Annotated in this window: 27 protein-coding genes; 9 read left to right on the top strand and 18 right to left on the bottom strand. The window is 48.8% G+C overall.

Annotation, left to right across the window (positions count from 1 at the left end; translation table 11 throughout):
- Positions 1–53 precede the first annotated feature (53 nt).
- The 8 genes from Q0323_RS11175 to infA all read right to left on the bottom strand — a co-directional run bounded on the left by Q0323_RS11175 (position 54) and on the right by infA (position 3963).
- Positions 54–557 (bottom strand): L,D-transpeptidase family protein, encoded by a 504-nt coding sequence (locus Q0323_RS11175; RefSeq protein ID WP_298054517.1) that lies wholly within the window; start codon positions 555–557, stop codon positions 54–56.
- Positions 558–644: 87 nt separating this feature from the next.
- Positions 645–1001 (bottom strand): 50S ribosomal protein L17, encoded by a 357-nt coding sequence (gene rplQ, locus Q0323_RS11170; protein ID WP_295150599.1) that lies wholly within the window; start codon positions 999–1001, stop codon positions 645–647.
- Entirely contained in the window at positions 1002–2027 is a 1026-nt protein-coding gene (locus tag Q0323_RS11165; RefSeq protein WP_177387178.1) for a DNA-directed RNA polymerase subunit alpha, read from the bottom strand. It abuts the gene before it with no gap.
- Positions 2028–2038: 11 nt separating this feature from the next.
- Complete coding sequence (gene rpsD, locus Q0323_RS11160) at positions 2039–2665, bottom strand: 30S ribosomal protein S4 (protein WP_298054514.1); 627 nt, start codon at positions 2663–2665, stop codon at positions 2039–2041.
- An 18-nt stretch (positions 2666–2683) separates the two neighbouring features.
- Positions 2684–3076, bottom strand: a complete 393-nt coding sequence (gene rpsK, locus Q0323_RS11155) for a 30S ribosomal protein S11 (RefSeq protein WP_005869857.1) — start codon at positions 3074–3076, stop codon at positions 2684–2686.
- Between the two features lie 10 nt (positions 3077–3086).
- Positions 3087–3455 (bottom strand): 30S ribosomal protein S13, encoded by a 369-nt coding sequence (rpsM, locus tag Q0323_RS11150; protein ID WP_005869856.1) that lies wholly within the window; start codon positions 3453–3455, stop codon positions 3087–3089.
- 3 nt (positions 3456–3458) lie between these two features.
- Complete coding sequence (gene rpmJ / locus Q0323_RS11145; RefSeq protein WP_005869855.1) at positions 3459–3572, bottom strand: 50S ribosomal protein L36; 114 nt, start codon at positions 3570–3572, stop codon at positions 3459–3461.
- 172 nt (positions 3573–3744) lie between these two features.
- Entirely contained in the window at positions 3745–3963 is a 219-nt protein-coding gene (gene infA / locus Q0323_RS11140; protein WP_005869854.1) for a translation initiation factor IF-1, read from the bottom strand.
- A 189-nt stretch (positions 3964–4152) separates the two neighbouring features.
- Here infA and Q0323_RS11135 point away from each other — a divergent pair, with 189 nt between their 5' ends.
- Positions 4153–5025 (top strand): neutral zinc metallopeptidase, encoded by an 873-nt coding sequence (locus tag Q0323_RS11135; RefSeq protein WP_298054511.1) that lies wholly within the window; start codon positions 4153–4155, stop codon positions 5023–5025.
- A gap of 148 nt (positions 5026–5173) precedes the next feature.
- On the opposite strand, the gene Q0323_RS11130 is transcribed toward Q0323_RS11135, so the two are convergent.
- The 4 genes from Q0323_RS11130 to Q0323_RS11120 form a co-directional block, all read right to left on the bottom strand.
- On the bottom strand, positions 5174–5590 hold the full coding sequence (locus tag Q0323_RS11130; protein ID WP_366939576.1) for an NAD(P)H-dependent oxidoreductase: 417 nt from the start codon (positions 5588–5590) through the stop codon (positions 5174–5176).
- A gap of 9 nt (positions 5591–5599) precedes the next feature.
- Positions 5600–5746: a hypothetical protein gene (locus tag Q0323_RS11295; RefSeq protein WP_366939575.1), complete on the bottom strand. Its 147-nt coding sequence runs from the start codon at positions 5744–5746 to the stop codon at positions 5600–5602.
- 257 nt (positions 5747–6003) lie between these two features.
- Positions 6004–6531, bottom strand: a complete 528-nt coding sequence (gene bcp / locus Q0323_RS11125) for a thioredoxin-dependent thiol peroxidase (RefSeq protein WP_297990092.1) — start codon at positions 6529–6531, stop codon at positions 6004–6006.
- Between the two features lie 65 nt (positions 6532–6596).
- On the bottom strand, positions 6597–6791 hold the full coding sequence (locus tag Q0323_RS11120) for a hypothetical protein (protein WP_297880255.1): 195 nt from the start codon (positions 6789–6791) through the stop codon (positions 6597–6599).
- Between the two features lie 107 nt (positions 6792–6898).
- On the opposite strand from Q0323_RS11120, the gene Q0323_RS11115 reads away from it, so the two are divergent.
- Positions 6899–7447, top strand: a complete 549-nt coding sequence (locus Q0323_RS11115; RefSeq protein WP_298054509.1) for an NAD(P)H-dependent oxidoreductase — start codon at positions 6899–6901, stop codon at positions 7445–7447.
- 892 nt (positions 7448–8339) lie between these two features.
- Here the strand turns inward: Q0323_RS11115 and Q0323_RS11110 are convergent.
- From Q0323_RS11110 to Q0323_RS11085, 6 genes are all read right to left on the bottom strand, one after another.
- A complete protein-coding gene (locus Q0323_RS11110) occupies positions 8340–8765 on the bottom strand; it encodes a TOBE domain-containing protein (RefSeq protein WP_298054507.1) in 426 nt (141 codons plus the stop codon).
- Between the two features lie 471 nt (positions 8766–9236).
- Positions 9237–9593, bottom strand: a complete 357-nt coding sequence (locus Q0323_RS11105; RefSeq protein WP_298054505.1) for a DUF488 domain-containing protein — start codon at positions 9591–9593, stop codon at positions 9237–9239.
- A 20-nt stretch (positions 9594–9613) separates the two neighbouring features.
- Positions 9614–10960 (bottom strand): amidophosphoribosyltransferase, encoded by a 1347-nt coding sequence (gene purF / locus Q0323_RS11100; RefSeq protein ID WP_298054503.1) that lies wholly within the window; start codon positions 10958–10960, stop codon positions 9614–9616.
- A 52-nt stretch (positions 10961–11012) separates the two neighbouring features.
- Positions 11013–11204 (bottom strand): nucleotidyltransferase domain-containing protein, encoded by a 192-nt coding sequence (locus Q0323_RS11095; protein ID WP_298054501.1) that lies wholly within the window; start codon positions 11202–11204, stop codon positions 11013–11015.
- Positions 11205–11232: 28 nt separating this feature from the next.
- The gene (gene dapB / locus Q0323_RS11090; protein WP_298054499.1) at positions 11233–11994 is read right to left on the bottom strand and encodes a 4-hydroxy-tetrahydrodipicolinate reductase; all 762 of its coding nucleotides are present in this window, start codon (positions 11992–11994) and stop codon (positions 11233–11235) included.
- A 50-nt stretch (positions 11995–12044) separates the two neighbouring features.
- The gene (locus Q0323_RS11085) at positions 12045–15407 is read right to left on the bottom strand and encodes a DUF748 domain-containing protein (RefSeq protein ID WP_298054497.1); all 3363 of its coding nucleotides are present in this window, start codon (positions 15405–15407) and stop codon (positions 12045–12047) included.
- 65 nt (positions 15408–15472) lie between these two features.
- Between Q0323_RS11085 and Q0323_RS11080 the strand changes: the two genes are divergently transcribed.
- The 7 genes from Q0323_RS11080 to carB form a co-directional block, all read left to right on the top strand.
- The gene (locus tag Q0323_RS11080; RefSeq protein WP_298054494.1) at positions 15473–16606 is read left to right on the top strand and encodes an epoxyqueuosine reductase QueH; all 1134 of its coding nucleotides are present in this window, start codon (positions 15473–15475) and stop codon (positions 16604–16606) included.
- Positions 16607–16639: 33 nt separating this feature from the next.
- On the top strand, positions 16640–17089 hold the full coding sequence (gene fabZ / locus Q0323_RS11075) for a 3-hydroxyacyl-ACP dehydratase FabZ (protein ID WP_291938488.1): 450 nt from the start codon (positions 16640–16642) through the stop codon (positions 17087–17089).
- Positions 17089–17877 (top strand): acyl-ACP--UDP-N-acetylglucosamine O-acyltransferase, encoded by a 789-nt coding sequence (gene lpxA / locus Q0323_RS11070; RefSeq protein ID WP_297882470.1) that lies wholly within the window; start codon positions 17089–17091, stop codon positions 17875–17877. Before fabZ ends, lpxA begins: the two co-directional genes overlap by 1 nt.
- Positions 17877–19115, top strand: a complete 1239-nt coding sequence (clpX, locus tag Q0323_RS11065; RefSeq protein ID WP_295152772.1) for an ATP-dependent protease ATP-binding subunit ClpX — start codon at positions 17877–17879, stop codon at positions 19113–19115. The genes lpxA and clpX overlap by 1 nt, the downstream gene beginning before the upstream one ends.
- Positions 19116–19124: 9 nt before the next feature.
- Positions 19125–20159 carry a rod shape-determining protein gene (locus tag Q0323_RS11060; protein WP_005869818.1) on the top strand — a complete coding sequence of 345 codons (1035 nt, stop codon included), beginning with the start codon at positions 19125–19127 and terminating at the stop codon, positions 20157–20159.
- Positions 20152–20901 carry a rod shape-determining protein MreC gene (gene mreC, locus Q0323_RS11055; protein WP_298054492.1) on the top strand — a complete coding sequence of 250 codons (750 nt, stop codon included), beginning with the start codon at positions 20152–20154 and terminating at the stop codon, positions 20899–20901. The genes Q0323_RS11060 and mreC overlap by 8 nt, the downstream gene beginning before the upstream one ends.
- On the top strand, positions 20901–22662 hold a 1762-nt coding region (gene carB / locus Q0323_RS11050), incomplete at its 3' end, for a carbamoyl-phosphate synthase large subunit (protein WP_298054490.1). The genes mreC and carB, both read left to right, overlap by 1 nt.

The following is a 22662-nucleotide window of genomic DNA, read 5'->3' as shown; positions in this document are numbered from 1 at the left end:
CGCTACGTTTTATATCGATCGCGGCTGTGAAATTTTAGCGCAGGCGCGTGCAATCACGGCAAAATTTCTATCGGCGTATCGATTTTTACATGCTCGAAAAGTTCGTCCATATCGTCGTTGACGAGCGCTATGCAGCCCTCCGTCCAGTCGCCGAACGCTGCGATACTCTGTCCTAGGTAGCTAAATTTATTCGGTAGCCCGTGGATTTTGATATCGCCGCCTGCGCTCTTGCCGAGGGATTTTGCGTGCGCTACGTCGGCTTTATTCGGATAGGAGATGCCTAAATTTAGATGATACGCCGAGTTTGGATTTTTGCCGTTTATGGTGTAGTTGCCCTCCGGGGTTTTGCCGTCGCCTTGAATCTCCTTGTGCCCTTCAGGCTCGCGTCCGAGGGCGATTTTGTAGCTTTTCGCGACGCCTTTTGAAGTTAAAATTTCAAGAATTCGTTTGGATTTATAGACGCGGATTTTAGAGATTTGCTCGCCGTCCAATGCTTGCTTTAGCGGAATTTCGGAGTTGATCGTTTCGATATTTTTGTAGCTAAGATAGTTGTCCAATGCCCATGCCAAGCCCGCAGCAATGATAATAAGCGGGAGTAAAATTTTAAATTTCATAGAAGAAATTTCGGGAGCGATCCCGAAATTTTATTTGCTGATTAGCTCGATATAAGCCATCTCTGCGGCGTCGCCCTTGCGAAGGCGGGTTTTGATGATGCGAGTGTAGCCGCCGTTTACGCCTGCGTATTTTGGGGCGATCTCGGTGACCAGCTTATTTGTCGCAGCCTTATCCTGAAGCGCCGCGAAAACAAATCTATGCGCCTCGCTGTCGCCTTTTCGCGCGCGAGTGATCAGCTTCTCGGCATAGCTTCTTAGCTCTTTTGCCTTAGGAAGCGTAGTTTCGATCTTACCGCTAGCAACTAAAGCGATGGTTAAATTTTTAAGCAGGGCGGCACGGTGAGACGAAGTACGCCCTAGCTTCCTATATCCGTGATTATGTCTCATTTATTGTCCTTCATTCTTTTGTCTTTGAGCCTTCAGCTCATCAAGCTTGCGTTTTAGCTGCTCTTTTTTATCGCCGAGCTCTTGGTTGCCGATAGGATAACCGATCTCCTCCATAACGGCCTTGATCTCCTCAAGCGATTTTTTGCCTAAATTTTTAAGATCTTTAAGCTCGCTCTCCTCCATAATCGCTAGCTCGCCGATAAATCTAATATCGGCGCGATCCAGGCAGTTGAAGCTTCGTGCGCTTAAGCTTAGATTACTAACGCTCTCAAAAAGCTTTGCAAACTCGGAATTTGCAGGGATTGCCCTACCGAAAGTATCTGCAGCGCTGATATTTACGATACCTTTGAAAACCGCCAGCTGCTGATACATTGCCTCAAGCGCGTTTTTAAACGCATCTATCGCGCTGATCTGACCGTCGGTAGTGATCGTAAAGACCACCTTTTCGTAGTCGGGATTATCCTCTACGAATACGTTTTCGATATCGTAAACAGCTTTGGTTACCGGGGTAAAAAACGCATCCAGCGCGATAAAATCAGCGTCTAAATTTTCTCTGATCTCTTCGCTTGGGACGTAGCCGATGCCCTTTTCGATGATGAGCGTAAATTTAAGATCGGCATCCTCGTTTATCGTAGCCAGATAAGCGCTTGGATTTACGATCTCTACGGCGTCGTTATTTAGGTCGCTGCCGTAAATTTCTTTAGGTCCTTTGAAGCTGTATTCTACGACCTCGCGTAGGGAATCACCCTTAATTTTAAACCTTAAGCCCTTTAAATTTATGATAAAAGCCGCCATATCCTCGAGCATGCCGCGCATGCTGTCGAATTCGTGGCTTACGCCTTCTATTTTAACCGCAGTCGGCGCAAAACCGACCGTGCTCGTATAAAGTAACCTTCGTAAAGGATGAGCTAGAGTGACGGCATATCCCGTTTCAAAGGGATATGCTATGATTTTAGCAACATTTTCGCTGACATTCTCAACCTTTATTTCAGTTGGCATATGAGCTGATGTTGTGATTTTTCTCATATTAGCACCTACTATTTCGAGTAAAGCTCTACGATAAATCTTTCCTCTACAGGAATAACAACTTCTTCTCTCTCCGGAACTCTAGAAAAAATTCCGTATCTTTTCTCTTTTTCTACGTCGACCCACGCTACGATGCCGGTCTGTGCAGTAAGATCCAGCGCTCTTGAAATTTGCGGGTTATTTTTGCTCTTTTCGATCACTTCGATCTTTTGTCCTGCGCAGACGCTGTATGAAGGGATATCGACGCGTTTGCCGTCTACTAAAATGTGTCCATGCGTAACGAGCTGGCGCGCAAAGCGTCTAGTCGTAGCAAAGCCCATGCGGTAAACTACATTATCTAGCCTCTGCTCTAAAAGCTGAACCAAGATCGCTCCGGTGTTACCCTCTCTACGAGCCGCTTCGGCAAATAGCCTACGGAACTGCTTCTCGCTTACGCCGTACATAAATTTAGCCTTTTGTTTCTCGCGAAGCTGTGAGCCGTATTCGCTTAGTTTAGCGCGTCTTTGTCCATGCTGACCCGGAGCGTAAGGGCGTTTTAAAAGCGCGCTCTTGCCCGCAAGCCTTCTCTCGCCTTTCATAAATAGATCGACGCCGAGCCTTCTTTCTAATTTTTCAACCGGTCCTGTATATCTAGCCATAAATTTCTCCTTTTATAATTACACGCGACGTCGTTTAGGCGGTCTGCAACCGTTGTGCGCAAGAGGAGTGATATCTTTGAAATACGTAACTTTAATCCCTTCTACGCTACCTACGCTTTTAACGGCGGTCTCGCGTCCGCTTCCCGGACCCTGAACTTTGACGCCTACCTCTTTGATGCCGTGCTCTTTGGCTTTGCTTAGCGCGTCCTCGACGGCTTGCTGCGCCGCATAAGGAGTGGATTTTTTGCTGCCTTTAAAATTTAAAGCGCCCGCACTGCTCCACGCGATCGCGTTGCCCATTTCGTCCGTTACGGTAATCATAGTGTTGTTGAACGTAGCGGAGATGTAAACTATGCCTTTGGCGATATTTTTTCTGACGGTTTTTTTCTTAACTACTTTTTTTTGTGCCATATCTCAATCCTTATTTAGCTGCCGCGCCGACGGTTTTGCGTTTGCCTTTTCTGGTTCTGGCGTTCGTTTTTGTTTTTTGACCGCGAACCGGAAGGCCCTTTCTGTGTCTTAAGCCGCGATAGCCGCCCAAGTCCATAAGCGCTTTTATATCCATAGCCACTTGTTTGCGAAGATCGCCTTCGACCATATAGTGCTCTTGGATCTCTTTTCTGATAGCGGCGGCTTCATCTTCGCTCAGATCGGCGACTCTTTTATCGTAAGAAATTCCTGCCGCATCGAGAATTTTTCTCGACGTAAATAAACCTATACCGTAGATATAAGTTAGTCCGTATTCAATCCTTTTTTTCTTTGGTAGATCTACACCTGCGATACGAGCCATAACTTATCCTTGTCTTTGTTTATGTTTTGGATTTTCACAAATAACGTGAACAACACCTTTGCGCTTGACAATTTTGCATTTGTCGCACATTTTCTTAACGGATGGACGAACTTTCATTCCACTCTCCTAAAATTTTCTCCACTTTAAATGCAAACTGCACCTAGGTTTAATGAAATTTCAAAAGCGAAAGTATCAAACCAACTGTTTTCAAAATAGTGGGGATTTTGAAAACACTTCTTCCTACAGTTTAGTCGCAAAATCGCGAGTATATCTAAATTTAACTTTATCCTTACTTATAGCGGTAGGTGATCCTGCCTTTATCGAGGCTGTAAGGGGTCAGCTCAACTTTTACGCGATCGCCGGGCATTATCTTGATATAGTGCATTCGCATCTTGCCCGCGATATGACATAAAATCACGTGTTTGTTGTCTAGCTCAACCTTAAAAGTCGCGTTCGGTAGCGCTTCTATGACGTTGCCGTCGATCTCTATGACGTCGTCTTTTGCCACAAATTCTCCTTTCTTTTAAATTTAAAAAGGGCGATTATATAGAATTTAAAATTTTAAACAGCTTAAAAGAAATTTAAAATAAGCAAAATTTCAGATTTACTTCGCTACGCGCGCACCGTTTTTGCAAAAGCAAGACGGCGCTCTTTTTAAAATTTTAGTATAATGGCTCAAAAATTTTAAAGGAAAAATATGAAATGGCAAGACGGCAGACGAAGCTCAAACGTGGAGGATGACCGCGCAAGCAGCATGCGCACGAGCTCGGGCTCGCTTGGGATGCTGATTCCGATCATCAGGTTTTTGCTCGGCTCAAAGATCGGGCGCATAGTGCTTGTAATCGGCGCGGTAGCGTATTTTATGGGTTACAACCCTTTGGCGCTTTTAGACGGAGGCGCCAGCACGCAAAGAGAGCCGACCGATAGCCCGCAGGAGCAAGAAAAGCTTGCCTTCGTCTCGGCAGTGCTAGCTCAAACTGAAGACGTTTGGGGCGAGATATTTAAAAGTGCGGGCGCGCGCTACGAGGAGCCCGGACTTCGGCTTTTCCGCGATCAGATCGCAAGCGGCTGCGGCTTTGCGAGCGCGCAGACGGGACCCTTTTATTGCCCGAGGGATCATAAAATTTATCTCGATCTCGGCTTTTTCGACGAACTTGCGAATAAATACAAAGCGGGCGGTGACTTCGCGCAGGCCTACGTCATCGCGCACGAAGTAGGGCATCACGTTCAAAATTTAGTCGGCACGCTGGAGCAGGTCGCCACTCTAAAAAGGCGCGCTCGCAGCGAAGCCGAGCAAAACGCGCTTCAGGTCAAAGTCGAGCTGCAGGCGGACTGCTACGCGGGGGTTTGGGCGCATTATCTAGCAAAAGCCGGGCGCGTGCTGGAGGCGGGCGACATCGACGAGGCGCTAAATGCCGCCAGCGCGATCGGCGACGATACGCTGCAGCGCAAATTTAGCGGCCGCGTCGTGCCAGATTCCTTCACGCACGGCACCTCGGCACAGCGCAAAGAGTGGTTTAAAAAAGGCTTAACGGGCGGAAACCTAAAGGCTTGCTCGTTTGAGCCGTAAGGAACGGACTTTGAGCTAGCTTGCGGGCTAGATAAAGGCGGCTTAAATTTTAAAATTTAGCTCTAAAATGAGGGCTTGCCTTTTAGCATAAAATTTTTATCAAGATATATGCGAGTAGACCCGCTACAGGCAAAACACTTGTTTTAATTTAAAATTTTTTACCCGCGCCGCTCTTTGCGCCTAAATTTCTTAAAAATTCCGCGTACTCCGCCGCGCCTTTTTCTATCTGCGTGACGCTACTTTCGTAATCCACGCCGGGCGTCTCCTCGGCGCCGTAAAACGCGAAAAATCCGCGCCAGTCTGCATGAAAATAGTAGCGGAATGCCGGCTCAAACGGCGCTAAAATCTGCTCCATCGTGAAATGATACCGCCCGCTAGGCGCGTAGTCGGCGCGTTTGATACCCGCGCTCACCGCCAGCGCCACGGCGCGCCCGCGCATGCCCTCGCTTGTGCGCCCGTAGGCAAATCCATACGTCATCGTCGCATCGATCCAGCTTTTTAAAATCGCGGGCGAGGAGAAATTATGCAGCGGAAATTGCAGCACCAGCGCGTCGTGGGCTTTGATTATCGCGCGCTAGCGCTCGCCGTCTATTTCGCCGCTAGGATACTTGCGCGCTAGGTCGCGCACGGTGAAGCTTTGCGCGGCAGCCTCTTTCAAAAACCGCTTGTTTATGATCGAATTTTTAATGTCCGGATGAGCTAGGATGATTAAGTTTTTCATATTTTTCCTTTAAAATTTTGGTTTGGGGCGATAAAATTTGCCGCCAAAATCGCACTTAGAGCTCTGTCTAAAAATTCAATTTTCAAATGAGAAGCAGAATTCTAAGGCAAAATTTCAAAGCCAAATTTTAATGCCGAAGCTTCGACGCTTAAATTTGACGCCGAAATTCCATAACAAATTTCAGCGCATAAATTTCATATATTAAAATTTAGCGCCCAAATGCGCCGGAGTTCTGCTTCAAAATACCACTTGGCGCTTTATTTCCCCGCAGCTAGCAGATCCGCGAGCACCTTTGCGGCGTGATCCTTTGCCTTGACGCTTTTATAGACCTTTAAAATTTTGCCGTCCGCGCCGATCAGAAAGGTCGAGCGCACGATGCCCAGATACTCGCGCCCGTAGTTTTTGCGCACCTGCCACGCGCCGTATAGCTTGGCTACCTCGTGCTGCGGATCGCTCAGCAGGATGTGCTTTAGGCTTTGCTTGGCGATGAAGCCCGCGTGGGATTTGGCGCTGTCGGGGCTGATGCCGATGATCACGCAGTCTGCGGCGATGAAATCATCGTACGCGGCGCTAAATTCGCACGCTTCGGTCGTGCAGCCGGGGGTGTTGTCCTTGGGGTAAAAATACAGCGCGACCTTTTTTCCCGCAAAGTCCTTTAGCGCGACGCTCGCTCCGTCGGCATTTTGCAAGCTAAACTCGGGTGCCGCATCTCCCGCTTGCAGCGTGATTTTGCGCTCGCGATCCTCTGCGCTGAACTCGTCTTCGATCTGTGTTTTTCTCTGCATATCGTTTCCTTTTTTTGAAATTTTCGGGCTCGTCGCCCAAATCGCGGCTAAATTTTAATCTTTTTTCATAAATTTATCCTTGCTTGGATGAAATTTTGCTCCGTGCCGCAGCTGCGCGCGATCGGGTGGATCGCAAGTGAGATCGTTCCAGACAACAAGAGCGGGTCAGGGGCTTGCTTTGCGGCACGCATAAAAACATTTTGTTGCACATGCCTTGAGGCAGTATGGTACGAGAGCGCTTCGTATCTATCGCGCCTCACAAATCCCATTCCTCACAAGCAAAATAACGCTCGTTTTCACAACCCTTCTTAATCTACTTTTAGCTTTTTAACGATATGATTCTACAAATTTTAACAAAGGATACAACATGAAAACGCTCGTGATCTTATCGCATCCCAATTTCGCCGCCTCGCGCGTGAACAAAGCCCTATCGCAGGTCGCAAAGGGCGCTGTCGGCGTAGAGGTGCGTCATTTGGAGGGACTTTACGGCACCGATACTGCGCGCATTGACGCTCGCACAGAGCAAGACGCGCTATTGGGCGCTGAGCGCATCGTATTTTTGTACCCGATGTACTGGCTAAACGTGCCGCCTATGCTAAAAGCCTATATCGACATCGTCTTTTCGCACGAGTTGGTGGGTTCCGGCGTGCTTAAAGGCAAGGTCTTGCAGCTTGCGCTAAGCGTCAGCACTCCGCTTGGCGAATACTCTAAACAAGGCGCGATCGGCTTTAGCTTGGATGAAATTTTAACGCCGCTTAAGATCGCGGCAAACTACTGCGGGATGGACTTTGCTGTGCCGTTTGTCAGCAGCGGGTTTGAGCCTGGAGAGTTTGGCGACGATGCCGTAGATGCCGCAGCCGCACGCTTTGGTAAGCTTTTGCGAGGCGAGTTGAGTCCCGGCGAGTATCAAATTTAGTAAAGCAAATGCCCGCTACCCGCGGCTATGAGCCGAAATTTTACAAGAGTGATTTTATTCGCGGAATCTACGCCTTTTAATGAGCCGATCGGCAAAAGCTCAAAGTGGATCGAAACACGCTATGGATGGCTACGACTAATACGTGCGTGCACTCGTCGTAGCCAGTGTTGATTGCTTGCAAGGTACAGGTGTATTTAAAAGGTGCACATCGGCTAGCTAATGTTGTCATCTATGGAGGCACGAATGGGTTCGGTTCGAAGTCATCGGCATAAAACTCATCGTGTCTTATTTGCGCAAGAGTGGTTAAATTTTGCAGCAAGCGGCAAAGCAGGGGGGGGGTGAAGTGTGTGCTGTGATCTTTTTGGATCGGGTCTGGGTTTTGTGAAGCGGTCTCTGTCGCACTTGGAGAGTTTAAATTTTAAAATTTACCGCATCGCGTAGTATTTTGCAAAACATCGCATCGCCACCGCGAAAAGATATACCGAGCCTGCCGCTGTAAAAGTGTGGTGATCGGTCATTACTGAGCAAAGTAGCGTAGCGAGCGCGCAAAATATGAAAGCACATTACTATAAGCGAGCGAGCGGGGCAAGAGCGAGTTTGCGTTTCATAAATATCTCGCGTGAGTGGGCTTACGTGCTGCATAGATGCAAAGCCTGCGCGAAATGCGCACTGCGGCAAATAGGGCAAGACCGCTCTTGGTGTTGATTAGGGCTAGATGTCGCGCGGGGTGTATCTGCGCGCATGAGAGAAAAGACTGCTTATAGTGTTATTTGAGTTGCTACGAAATTTGATTTATCAAAAGAGATTTTTGAAGAAGGAGCAGAATTTATAAAATTTCGCTCCTTGATTTTGTGATGTTTAAAGCGTGCACATCGTTTCGTGCAATGCAGGATTATTTTACGCCGACGATGATTTGAGTAGCTTTTATGATCGCGGTTACTTCGTCGCCGACTGCTAGCGCCAAATTTTTAACGGAGCTGTTTGTGACGATCGCGCTTAGATTCTCACCGCCGGCGCTTCTGACGCTGATCTCGGCATTTACCGCACCCTCTTTAACGGCGGTGATTTTGCCTTTTAGCTGGTTCGCAGCACTTAGGCGAAGATCATTTTCTCCCTTTGAAATGATGACATTTGGGGCTTTGAATAAAAATACCGCCTCTTTGCCTGCTTTTAAATCCAAAGTTTTTTCAGAATCAACCGTCACGGTCGCTTTTAGCACGTCGCTGCCTCTGGTTTTAGCTGTGATTAGCGAATTTACTGCACCTATTTTTACGTCGCTGATTACGACGTGAAGCTGATTTCTAGCACTGATTGCCATTGTTTCTCCTTGTAAAAAATTACGAGCAATGTTAGCGGCAAATCCTTAAATGAAATTTAAAAATGCTGCATGTAAGAAATTAATTTAATTTGTTGCGAATTTATATTAAGCCCACTTTTTAAATTCCTAGCTTGCATTATGAAAAGTAGCGTTAAAAAATAGATGAAATTCTAAATTTGCATATATTAAATCGAGTTATTTTCCTTGAAATTTTATTCGCTTTTTATAAAATTTTGCGTTTTTTAGAGCTCTGACGCAAAATTTAGCGTTTGTTTTGCGCATCTGCGAAGTGTACATCCGGATAGAAAATTTATCTCAAATCGCGTCTGGCAAGGCTTTAAAAGCACTCCGCTTACGCCTGTTCGCTGAATTTTACGCCTCGCGCATTGGTTTTATGAGTGGATTTTGGTGAGCGAGGCGATTTTACATTTGCTTTAAAATATGGCGAGCAGTGCGTTTTGTGCTAAAATTTCAGCGCACCTTGCTTTGCAGAAAATCACGCAGAATCATCGCGTGGTTGCAGTGCTCGTCCTTTGCGGCGTATAGCAACGTGACGACCGGCTCGTTTTTAACCTTTTTCAAAAATTCAGCTACGGCGGGATTTTGCTCAAGCTCAGCTAAGTAAAGCTCCTTAAAATGGGCGAAATTCTCAGGCTTATGCGCGAAAAGCTTACGTATTTCGGTGCTAGGCGTTATGTCCTTTGCCCACATATCAAGTTCTAGCGCGTCTTTTTTTACGCCGCGCGGCCACAGTTTGTCGCAAAGCACGCGAAAACCATCCTCTTCCTCTGTGCGCTCATAGACGCGCTTAATCTTAAATTCTGTCATAGTTTGCTCCTTTAAATTCGCTAATCTTTGATGAAATAATCGCCGTCGAAGCTTACGAGCGAGTACTTACGCTCGCTTCCAAGCGCCTCTACGAGCTCCGGTACGCTAAGAAACGTGAGACTGTCGGCGCCTATAAATTTGCAAATTTCATCCGTGCTCATATTTGCGGCGATCAGCTCGCGCACACTCGGCGTGTCGATACCGTAGCGCTCGGGATACTTTAGCTCGGGGCTTGCGATGCACATATGCACGCGCGCTGCGCCCGCATGGCGCAGAAGCTCGACGATCTTTTTGCTCGTGGTGCCGCGCACGATGCTGTCGTCGATCACCGCGACGCTCTTGCCGTGCAGTGCCGCGCCGATCGGATTTAGCTTGAGTTTGACCTTTAAATTTCGCACCTCTTGCGTCGGCTCGATGAAAGTGCGGCCGATGTAGTGGTTGCGCACGATCGCCATCTCAAAAGGGATTTTGCTCTCTTGCGCGAAACCAAGCGCCGCCGGTACGCCGCTATCGGGCACGGGCACGACGAAATCGGCTTTTAAACTCCCACATTTTCGCGCGAGCGCAGCGCCCAGTTTTTTTCTGACCTCATATACGTTTTTGCCCTCTACGACGCTGTCTGGGCGCGCAAAGTAGATGTATTCAAACGCGCAAATTCTAGCCTCCGCGGCTTTTAAAATTTGAACCGAGCTAAACTCATCCTTGCCCTCTTCGAAAATCACCATCTCGCCAGGCTTTACGTCGCGGATGAACTTGGCTCCTACGAGATCAAACGCGCAGGTCTCGCTCGCGATGATGTAGCCGCCGTCTTTTAGCCTGCCGATGCTGAGCGGACGCACGCCGTAGCGATCGCGTACGGCAAACATCTTCGAGCGGCTTAAAATTAGAAGCGAATACGCACCCACGCACTGATTCAGCGCCTCGATGATGCGGTCTTTTAGATGCTCCTGCTTGCTACGGGCGATGAGGTGCAGGATATTTTCGGTGTCCATGCCGGACTGAAAGATCGCCCCCTCGCTTACGAGTTTGCGGCGAATTTCGTCTTTGTTGATCAAATTTCCGTTATGAACTATCGAGATCTCCCCAAGAGCGTAGTTGCCCGCAACGGGCTGTGCGTCCTTTAGACTGTCTGCGCCCGCGGTGCCGTAGCGGTTGTGGCCGATCGCGATGTTGCCTTTTAAAATTTCAAAACTCGCGGGACTAAAAACCTCCGTCACGAGCCCTGTGGCTTTGATCGTTTTGATATGATGGTTGAAGCTCGAGCTGATGCCGCTTGCCTCCTGGCCGCGGTGCTGCATGGCAAAAAGCCCGTAATACGCGGTTTTAGCCGCACCTTCAGAATTTATGACTCCCACGATTGCGCACATTTTCTAACCTCTTAAATTTTATTTTTTAGAAATTTATCTATATTTTGTTTTATCATTGACGGCTTGCCATCCGGCATTTTGCCGACGCCTCATCAAATAGATCGGCTGAAATTTTAAACATCTCGGCGATATTTGCTCCATCTTTGGCGTAGCTGCCGAATAGACCGACTTTGTAAATTCCAAAGCTTTCAAGCTCCGGCTTTAGCTCGCGCAGAAAATTTAAAATTTCATCTTTGGTTGGCATTTTTTCCTTTTAAATTTAGCCGCAAAGCCTAGATTCCTAAGCAGTCGTCGATGCCGTAAAGCCCGCTATTTTGGGACGCAAGCCATACCGCTGCCTTTATCGCGCCTCTGGCAAAGGTCGCGCGCGAAGTCGCCGTATGATTTAGCTCGATGAACTCGCCCTCGCCGTAAAATCCCACGGTGTGGCGCCCGACGATGTCTCCGCCGCGCAGCGACATCACGGCGATCTCGTCCTTGCTGCGCTCGCCGATGAGCCCGTCGCGACCGCTTACGCGCACGTCTTTTAAGTTTAGCTCGCGCGCGCTTGCGGCACTTTGCGCAAGGCTCATCGCCGTGCCGCTCGGGGCGTCTTTTTTGTGGCGGTGGTGCATCTCTAAAATTTCGCAGTCAAAATCGCACAGGCTCCTGCTAGCAAGCGCTACGAGTTTGTTTAGCACCGCGACGCCCAGGCTCATATTCGTAGCGTGCAGTACGGGCATCTTCGCGCCGCATTCGCGCAGTAGCCGCTCGCCCTCCTCTCCTAGAGCCGTCGTGCCGATGCAAAGCGGCTTTGGATGCGAAAGCGCAAATTTCATTAAATTTATTGCGCCGTCTCGGATCGTGAAGTCTATCACGACGTCGCAGCCGCTAAAAAGCTCGTCGTAGCTGCTTACTACGGCGCAGCTCGGCGTATAATCAAGCGGAGCGACCGTGTAGATCACACTTGCTCGCGCCTGATCGAAATTTTTCAGGCATTCGTAGATCATCGTGCCCATTCTACCGCTTCCGCCGTGAATCCCTATATTTATCATCGCTCATCCTTTAAATTTAGTCCGCTTAGTATAGCCAAATTTTGCTTACACTACCTCTCTACGCCGAGGCTTAGCGGGATAAAGCTGTTTTGTTTGAGCTCGGCTTCGCTAGGTTTTTTGATCTCTATGCGAGAGGCGCTTACGCCGCGCTGCACGAGTGCCGCTTGCACGGCGGCCGCTCTGGCAAGGGCTAACTCATCAAGACGCGAACGGGTAAATTTCTGCGCTGCTATCAGCTCCTCCATCGCCTCATCGCCGCTGGATTTTATGCCGTATTTGATCTTAAGCGCCGCTATGGCTTCATCCGTGGAGAGGCCTTGTTTATTGGACATCAGAGTGAGGATATTTTGCAGCGAGTGCCTTTTAAACTCGTGAGTATCGAGCTTTTCGTTATACGCAGAGTTTAGAATGATCTTAAGTTCGGGCTTGGCTTTTGCAACCTTGGCCAAATCATCTATTTTAGAGTTTTCGCTGATTAAAATTTCACTGTTTGCCGCCTCAAAATCGATACTTTCGAGCTTTTTCGTATCTACGCCCGCGATCTTTCCCATAAATCTAAACGGACTTAACACGATATCCGAGAGCAGCTTTTTGACCGCACCCCAAACGAGCGCGCCGTAGCTAAATTTCGGATCGCTCAGCGTGCCGCTTAGAGGCAGGCTAATATCGATCTGATCGTCGCTATCCTTTAGAATCGATACGACTAGACCGATCGGAAGGCTCAGCGCATCCTTGCTCTGCACCTCTTTGCCGAGCTCGAAGCGGTCTAAATTTAGATCATTGCTTGCGTTTAGCTTGCCATCGTCGATTTTGTAGGCAAGTTTTAAATTTAACTTGCCGCCCGCGATTTCGTTGCCGATATATTTGGCGGTATAGGGCGATGCAGGCACAAGCGGAATCTCCTTTAAAACGACGTTTATGTCGCTTTTGCGTTTAAAATCCAGCGGATAGGCGCGCGCCGTGATGCTCGCTAACCCGCTTCCGCTTACGAGCGAGCTAAGCTTGATATCCGCCGCTCGCTTCGGGCTGATCTCACTGATGCTTGCTTTCATATCGCTGATGCGCAGTTTAAAGGGTGTTGCTAGACTCTCATCAGTGAAATTTAAACTTCCGCCGCTAAGCGAGATATTTTTTACGCTCCAGGCAAAGTTTGCCTTGCCTTTTGCGGATCTGCCAGGTGCCGCTTCGGCGGGCTTTACGGCCTGCTTTGCCTGCGCGGTAGGTCTTATCAGCGAAGTTAAATTTAAACGCCTGTCTTTATTTAGCGAGATATTTGCCGCGGGCGAGCCAAGAGCGATCTTGTTTAGCGAGAGAGAGTTTGGGCTTAGTGCGATTTGCGCGACATTCAGCGACGCAAGGGAGAAAATTTTATCCCTGCCCGAGCTTAGCGCCAAGCCCTTGCCCGATAGCTTTGCTTCGAGCGAAAATGTGTTTGAAAGCTTCAGCTGCCCTTGCGTAGCAAGCTCGCCCGCGATGGAGCCTGCGATAAATTCCGCGGCGTATCTGTTAAAGACGCCCAAGTTCGGCGCATTTAGGCTAAAGTTCACGCCTACGTTAAGCGGCGCGATGCTAGCCTTGCCGTCCGCGCTAGCGGTGATTTCGCCCGTGATAAGGCTTGCTTTGATGCCGAAGGGCTCGGCGAAATTTGAGCTTAGCCCGCTTAGCGTGGCGCTAAAATCCTTGATCTCGTGCACGTTGTTTTTAACGATAAAGCTCTCGCCGATCTTAGCCTTTGCGCCCGTTACGGAGGCCTCGCCGATCTTAAATTTTAAAGCGGGGCTTTTGGCGGGCTTTTTAGAATCCGAATTTGCGCCGCTTGCCGTAGAGTTTACATCCGCCGGGTTTGTATCGCCCGCGCTCGCCGTTTTTTTGGAGCTCGCGTGATTTTTAGAGATTGCGCTTAAGATCACCAGATCGTTTATGCTTTTGGCGCCATTGGCGCCCACTTCCGAGTTGAAAAACGGCTCGTTTAGCAAAATTTTATCCACGCCCAGATCGAGATCCGCGACGTTAAATTTCACCCCTTGCACGCCAAAGCTTTCAAATCCGCTAAAAATTCCGTTTTTGTTTGCGATTTTGGAGTTTGAAATTTTAGCAAACTCCAGGCTTACGCCGTTTTGCGCGCCCTCTTTGTCGTAGCTAAACGCGCCCAGCTCGGTTGCGGCGAGTGAAATTTTATCGCTGCGCGCTAGCGTAATCTGCGTGTCCGCGATACTAAAGGCGCCAAAGCCCGTATGAAGGGCTGTATCGTTACCTTCGGCGTTAAATTTTAAGAAGTTTTCCGTGATTTTAGTGTCGTTTGAAACGACTGAAATTAGCGGGTTTGCAAAGCTTGAGCGGTTTAGATCTACGCTTTTTACAGCTGAGTTTAGCCGCAAGTTCGCACCCGTTTTATTAAAATCCAGCGCAAAATCCGCGACCTGCGCCCCCTCAAAGCCCGTGGAAATTTTGGTTTCGTTCATATCGTATTTTGCGTCCGAAAGCAGCACTTGCGGAATCATCACTTTGCCTGAAATTTCATTCGAAACGTCCGTATTTAGCTCAAAGCTCGGAATTTTTAGCGAGCCAAGCGAAATTAAGCTTTGATCTTGCAAAATTTCTAGGCTTTGCAGCTCGAGCTTTGAGTTTTCAAGCGCAAATTTTATATTTTCATCGAGGCTCAATCGGTAATTTAGAGTAGCGGAAAGGAAGCCGTTCTTAAACCGCACGCCGCTAGGATCGAGGTATGATAGCCAAAACGGATCGATTTTCAGCCGCGAGATATCCACCTTGCCGTGCAGACGAAGAGGCGCCAGGTCGATGGCTCCATCGAAGCTCAGCGCGTCGTATGTACGCGAAACGGCGCTTAAATCGTGCTCGCCGATCGTTTCGTCCTTTAAATTTAGTCCGTTGATCTCATAATTTAGCTCGGTCGAAATGAGCGAAAACGGCCTTTTTAGGGAGTTATCGACGTAGCCCAGAGAGCCGCGCTCGATCTTAAAATTATTCAGCGTGACGTTGAAGCTGGAGTTTTCATCCTTGTTTTCGCTCTTTTGCTCCGAAAGTAACGGCTCGAAATTAAAGGTGCCGTTTTGCTCACGCTCGACGTGGAATTTAGGCGATTTTAGGTGCAAAATTTCTACCGCGAGAGTCTTTTTAAAAAGCTTTGAAAAACCGATTTTTAAATTTATCTCATCGGCGCTAAACAGCGGCTTAAAGGTGCTAAGCTCGGGGCGCGTAATATTTAGCTCGTAGGTAAAGGGGTTAAATTTAGCATCCTGCACGCTAAAGCTTGCTCTGCCCTCTAAAATTTTGGGCAGCGCCTTTTCGATAAAAAGCGGCACGCCGAAAAAGCCCGCGAGCACGTAAAATAGCGCAAATCCGCCCAAGCCGCAAGCAAACTTACGTCGGTGTTTTATAAAAAAATTTTTCATTTTTCCGCTCATTAATTTTGATAGCGTAAAATTATATCCAAAAATTTCGTGCAAAGGGTTAAATTTTGCTGGTTCACATCTGTTGCTCGGTCGATTGCGATTATTTTTTGCGCCGCTTGAAAGAGCTCACGCAAGAGCCGCTAATAGGCTATTTCTACGATCCAAACATCCACCCCTATGGCGAATATGTTCTTAGAATGCACGACGCAAAGCGGGTTTGCGAGAATTTAGGGATTAAATTTATCCCGGGCGAGTATGATTTTCAGGGCTGGCTAGACGGCGCGCGCGGGCTTGAAAATGAGCCCGAAAAAGGCGCGCGCTGCGAGTTTTGCTTTGATTTTCGCATGCAAAAAACGGCCGAGCTCGCGCTAAGTTTGGGCGAGCGCAAAATCACCACGACGCTTCTTATGAGTCCCAAAAAATCGCACTCTCAGCTCTGTGCCTCGTTGCAACGTATCTGCGAGTGCTGCGGACTGGAGTTTATCGCGCCCGATTTTCGCAAAAACGGCGGCACGAACGAGCAGTTTGCGCTCGCGAAAAAAGACGCGCTCTATCATCAAAACTACTGCGGCTGCATCTACGCGCTTGCGTCGCAGCGGAATGATCAGCGAAGGGCTGAGCGAAATTCGGGCGGAAGTCTGACGGCGGATTTGAAGCGAAATTTAGCCTGCGATGCCGAAATTTACGAGCTAATGTCGCCGCTCGATCGGCAAATTCTGCCCGCTTCGGTAGAGGAGAAGTTGAAATTTTACAAAAAGCTTTGTGCGCTTGAAAGAAAAGGGGTTAAATTTAGCGTGCTGCGCGATCGGTTTTTAAACTACCGCTTGTTGCGCGCATGGATTAAATTTGACGGGCGTGCAGTGCCTTCGTTTGTGCTATTTGGCTCGCATTTTACGCGCGAAAACGTAAAGTTTAGCATAGAGCGGAAGTGCGAAATTTTTTGCAGCGACAAGGGCGAGATTAAAATTTTAAACCTGGCGAAATTTAACGAAATTTCAAGATCAAATTTCAAAAGCGTATCCGAAATGATAAAAAACCCGCCGAGTTTAGCGCGTCAAAATAAAACTCGCGCCGCCCTGTGCGCTGCGGGCTCGCTCTCGCCGATCATCGTCACGGACGAGATAAGAGTCGCCAAAGTTCAAATTTACGGGCTCTCGCGCATATTTTTAGACGTTAGGGAAATTTTAGTAAGAATTTGATAAGATTCCAAAATTTCTAAAAAAGGCAGATAAATGATAGATATAAACGAAATCCTCTCCATCCTACCTCATCGTTTTCCGTTTTTGTTGATAGATCGCGTCGAAGAGCTCAGCATAGGCGAAAGTATCAAGGCCTATAAAAACGTAACCTACAACGAGCAGATCTTTCAGGGTCACTTCCCAGGCCATCCGATCTATCCGGGCGTAATGATAATCGAGGGCTTGGCGCAGGCGGGCGGCGTGTTGGCGTTTAAGAGCATGGAGAAAGACGGCGTCGATCTAAGCGACAAGGTCGTGTATTTTATGAGCATTGATAATGCTAAATTTAGAAGCCCGGTCCGCCCCGGCGACAAGCTTGAATATCGCATCAGCGTAATCAAACATCGCGGACGTATCTGGGTGCTAAAGGGTGAAGCCTACATCAACGACGGCGCCACATTGGCCGCGCAGGCGGAACTTCAAGCGATGATAATGGATAAATGATGGCTAAAGTTCACCACACGGCGATCATCGAGGATGGCGCCCAGATCGGAGCCGAAGTAACGATCGAGCCATATGCTTTCGTAAGCGCGCAGGCCAAAATTGGCGACGGCTGCACGATCAAGCAGGGCGCGCGCATCATCGGCGATACGCAAATCGGCGAGGGCTCTAAAATTTTTTCATACGCTATCGTGGGCGAAATTCCGCAGGATATGAGCTTTGAAGATGGCGAGCGCACGGGGCTAATCATCGGCAAAAACGCTACGATTCACGAGTTTTGCACGATCAGCTCGGGCTCGCATAAGGGCGACGGATTTACGCGCATCGGTGATAATCTCTTTATGATGGCGTATTGCCATATCGCGCACGACTGCGTGTTGGGCAGCAACATAATCCTAGCTAACAACGCCACTCTCGCAGGCCACGTCGTAATGGGCGATTATGCCGTTATCGGCGGGCTTACCCCCGTGCATCAATTCGTTCAGATCGGCGAGAGCTGCATGATCGCAGGGGCTAGCGCGCTTAGTCAGGACGTGGTGCCGTTTTGCCTAGCCGAGGGAAATCGCGCCTATATCCGCGGGTTAAATTTAACGGGCATCCGCCGCCGCTTCGATAAAGAGACGGTCGAGACGATAAATCGGGCGTATAAATTTTTATTCAACCAGGGTGGGGGCTTAAAGGAGCAGGCGCAAATTTTATTAAACGAAACGAGCGATCAAAACGTGCGCAAGATGTGCGAGTTTATAATCAACACAAAACGCGGAATTCCGCTAGATAAAGGTAAAATTTAATGGCAAATAAGTGCAGTTTTTGCGGTGAGACGGGCGCGGACGGGCGTCGTATCTATCCTAATGACGACGGTACGGCGGCTATCTGCAGCTATTGTATCGATATGGCATACGCCGCTATCCACGGCAGTGAAGGCCAAAACGAGGCGATACAAAATCAAAACAAAGAGATCGATTTCGAAGCTATCAAGCCAAAGGCACTGATGGAAGTGCTAAATCGCTATGTCATCGGTCAGGAGCGCGCTAAGAAAATTTTTAGCGTCGGCGTTTACAACCACTATAAAAGAATTTTCAGACAGACCGACGCAAAGGGTGACGATACAGAAATTTCAAAATCAAATATCTTGCTTATCGGGCCTACCGGTAGCGGCAAGACGCTTATGGCGCAGACCTTGGCGCGATTTTTGGACGTGCCGATCGCCATTAGCGACGCTACGAGCCTAACGGAAGCGGGCTACGTCGGCGAGGACGTAGAAAATATCCTCACCCGCCTTTTACAGGCCGCGGACGGCGACGTAGAGAAGGCGCAGCGCGGTATCGTATTCGTAGATGAGATCGATAAGATCGCGCGAATGAGCGAAAACCGCAGCATCACGCGCGACGTAAGCGGCGAAGGTGTACAACAAGCGCTGCTTAAGATCATCGAAGGAAGCGTCGTAAATATCCCGCCGAAGGGCGGCCGCAAGCATCCAAATCAGGATTTCATCCAAATCGATACGACCAATATTTTGTTCGTCTGCGGCGGTGCGTTCGACGGGCTAAACGAGATCATCAACCGCCGCATCGGGCAGAACGTGCTCGGGTTTAACCAAACCAAGCGCAGCAAGAAAGAGAGCTTAAATTTGCTAAATATGGTCGAGGCCGACGATTTGGTGCATTACGGCATAATTCCCGAGCTCATCGGGCGCTTGCACGTAGTGGCTACGCTAAATGAGATCGACGAAAAGGCGATGGTTAGAATTTTAACCGAGCCGAAAAACGCGATCTTAAAGCAATATCAAAAGCTCTTTGCGATAGACGGCGCAAATTTAAAATTTGACGACGACGCGCTAAGGGAGGTTGCGAGCCTTGCGATCAAGCGCAAAACCGGCGCACGCGGACTTCGTAGCATAATCGAGGAGATTATGATCGATATTATGTTTGATCTGCCTGAGCTTAAGGGCTATGACGTCATCATATCCAAAGAGGTCGTAGACGGCGTCTCTAAGCCGATACTTGTAAAACAAAATTTAACTGCATAAAGGGGATAAATGTTACTTGATTCGATTCTAGGATTATTTTCTAGGGATATGGGCATTGATTTAGGCACGGCAAATACGCTTGTGCTACTAAAAGATAAAGGTATCATCATCAACGAGCCGAGCGTCGTCGCGGTACAAAACGAGCGCTACGGCAAGCAAAGGATCATCGCCGTGGGCGCCGAGGCCAAAGAGATGCTCGGGCGCACTCCGGGCGATATCGAAGCGGTGCGCCCGATGAAGGACGGCGTTATCGCGGATTTTGATATGACGGAGAAGATGATTAGGTATTTCATCGAAAAGACCCACAAGCGCCGCTTTTTCGTAAGCCCGCGTATCATCATCTCGGTTCCTTACGGGCTAACTCAGGTCGAGCGCAAAGCTGTGCGAGAAAGTGCTATGATAGCGGGCGCGCGCGAGGTTTATCTAATCGAAGAGCCGATGGCTGCAGCGATCGGTGCGGGACTTCCCGTAAATGAAGCGCGCGGGTCGCTGGTCGTGGATATCGGCGGCGGTACCACCGAGATCGGCGTTATCTCTTTAGGCGGCATCATCAGCGCCAAATCCGTACGCGTCGCGGGCGATAAGATCGACGCGAGCATCGTTAATTACGTCAAAGAAAAATATAGTCTGCTTATTTCGGAGCGCGCCGCCGAAGAGATTAAGATCAAGATCGGCACAGCGGTACAGCAGCAAAAAGATCTTACATACACGGTCAAAGGAAAAGACCAGATCAGCGGGCTTTTAAGCTCGGTTGATCTTACGAGCGAAGACGTTAGAGAGGCGATCAAAGACTCGATCAGAGAGATTGCCGATGCGTTAAAATTTGTGCTAGAGAGCATTCAGCCGGAAGTCGCCGCCGACATCGTCGAAAATGGCGTCGTACTAACGGGCGGCGGCGCGCTTATTCGCGGATTAGATAAGTATCTAAGCGACACCGTAAAGCTTCCGGTTTTCGTCGCGGACGAGCCGCTGCTGTGCGTCGCAAACGGCACGGGAAAAGCCCTAGAAGAGATCAAATCGCTAAAACAAGCGGCAAATGACTAATCTCAAACTCCTCCTCGTCGCGGTTTTGCTGGTAGCCGTTTCGCTAACGTTCGGCTCATATATCCACGGCAAATTTATCGGATTTGCAGGAGGAATTTTAGAGGTTTATTACGGCGTGAGTGATCGGGTAAAAAGCGCTGTGAACGAGCATTTTAACCAGGCAGAGACAATCAAAGCTCTACGAGAAGAAAACGCCGAGCTAAAAAAATCGGCAATGCTGCTTAGTACGTTCGCGGGCGAGCTCAATAAAATTTTGATCGACAAAAACAGCTCCGTCTACGAACCCAAAGTTCAGCTCGTAAAGGCGCTGAGCTATGCAAATTTAAACGACTACAATAAATTCTTCGTAAATTTTGAAAATTTTGACCCAAACAAAATTTACGGCCTCATCAGCGAGGGTAAAACTGCAGGAATTTTAGTAAATAAAGACGGGCGCCCGCTTGCGATTTTACAGCGCGACGAAAAGAGCAACTTCTCCGTTTTCATAGGAGATACCCAAATTCCTGGTGTTGCGGGCGGCGAAAATAACGAGCTCGTAGTTAGATACATTCCTCAATGGCTTGATCCCAAGGTAGGCGATGAGGTCTTTACGAGCGGGAAAGATGAAATTTTCTTTGCCGGCGTACCGGTAGGAAAGGTTAAAGAGATTCAAAACGGAAAGTTATACAAAAGCGCCGTCGTAGAGCCCTATGTGGGCTCCGAGATGCCGGCGTTTTTGTATGTCGTTACAAAGGAAAATTGATGCCCAAAAGAGATGATATTAAGACGATTTTGCTGATCGGCAGCGGTCCGATCGTAATCGGTCAGGCGTGTGAGTTCGATTACAGCGGCACGCAGGCGGCTAAGACGTTAAAGAGCCTTGGATACCGCGTAGTGCTAATAAACTCTAACCCCGCTACCATTATGACCGATCCCGATTTTGCGGATGCTACCTATATCGAGCCGATCACCAAAGAGAGCATTTTGCGTATCATAAAGCGCGAGGGCGTCGATGCGATCCTGCCTACGATGGGCGGACAGGTCGCGCTAAACGTCGCGATGCAGGCTTACGAAAGCGGCGAGCTAGCCGGTGTAAAATTTCTAGGCGCCAAGCCTGAAGCGATCAAAAAGGGCGAGGATAGGGTGAAATTTAAAGAGGCGATGATTAAGATCGGAATGGATCTGCCTAAATCCAAATACGCCTACAATATCGAAGAGGCGATGGCTGCTGCAAATGAGATCGGCTTTCCGCTCATTATCCGCGCTAGCTACACCCTAGGTGGCGCAGGCAGCGGTGTGGCATACAATATCGACGAGTTTAAAGAGGTCGCGCAAAACGGGCTAGACGTGAGCCCGATAAATGAAATTTTGATCGAAGAGAGCCTGCTTGGATGGAAAGAGTTCGAAATGGAGGTGATCCGCGATCACAAGGACAACTGCATCATCGTCTGCTCGATCGAAAATTTTGATCCGATGGGGGTGCATACGGGCGATTCCATCACGGTCGCGCCCGCTCTTACGCTCACCGATAAAGAATATCAGGCGATGCGCGACGCGAGTTTTAAAATTTTACGCGAGATCGGTGTGGATACGGGCGGCTCAAACGTGCAGTTTGCGGTAAATCCGCAAACTGGTCGCATGATCGTCATCGAGATGAACCCGCGCGTAAGCCGCAGTTCGGCTCTTGCGTCCAAAGCCACGGGCTATCCGATCGCCAAAGTCGCTACGATGCTAGCGGTAGGCTTTAGCCTGGATGAGATCAAAAATGACATCACCGGCACGCCTGCGAGCTTTGAGCCGGTGATCGATTATATCGTGACTAAAATTCCGCGCTTTGCGTTTGAAAAATTCCCCGGCGCAAACCCGTATCTCGGCACTGCGATGAAGAGTATCGGCGAGGTGATGGCGATCGGGCGCAGCTTTAAAGAGAGCATTCAAAAGGCGCTGTGTTCGCTGGAGAAGGGCTACTTCGGCTTCGTGGAATTAAATTTAAGCGAAAAGGATCTGATTTTCGGGCTTCGCAACGCACAGCAAGATAGAATTTTATACATCGCCCAGGGCTTTAGAGCGGGCATGAGCGTGGATCAAATTTACGAGCTTAGCAAGATCGACCGCTGGTTTTTGAGCCAGATCGAGCAGATCGTAAAATTTGAAGAGCGCATCGATATGGAGATCATCAACGACGCGGCGCTTCTAAGACAGGCCAAGAGCTGGGGCTTTAGCGATAAGATGATCGCAAATTTGATCAACAAAAAGGACAATCTGGGCCTTACGCAAAACGACATCCATTTCGCCTGCGCCAGACAGGGCATCGACCTTGAATACAACGAAGTAGATACCTGTGCGGGCGAGTTTGCGGCGCTTACTCCGTATCTGTACTCCAGCACCAACATAACGCCTGCTATCGCAAGCCGTAAAATTTCAAAAGATAATAAAAAGGTCCTCATCATCGGCGGCGGTCCGAACCGCATCGGTCAGGGCATCGAGTTTGACTACTGCTGCGTGCACGCTAGCTACGCGCTAC

It is taken from the genome of uncultured Campylobacter sp., assembly GCF_938030145.1.
Classification (GTDB): domain Bacteria; phylum Campylobacterota; class Campylobacteria; order Campylobacterales; family Campylobacteraceae; genus Campylobacter_B.
Note: the sequence above shows the minus strand (reverse complement) of the source record. Positions and strands in the feature narration are given on the sequence as shown.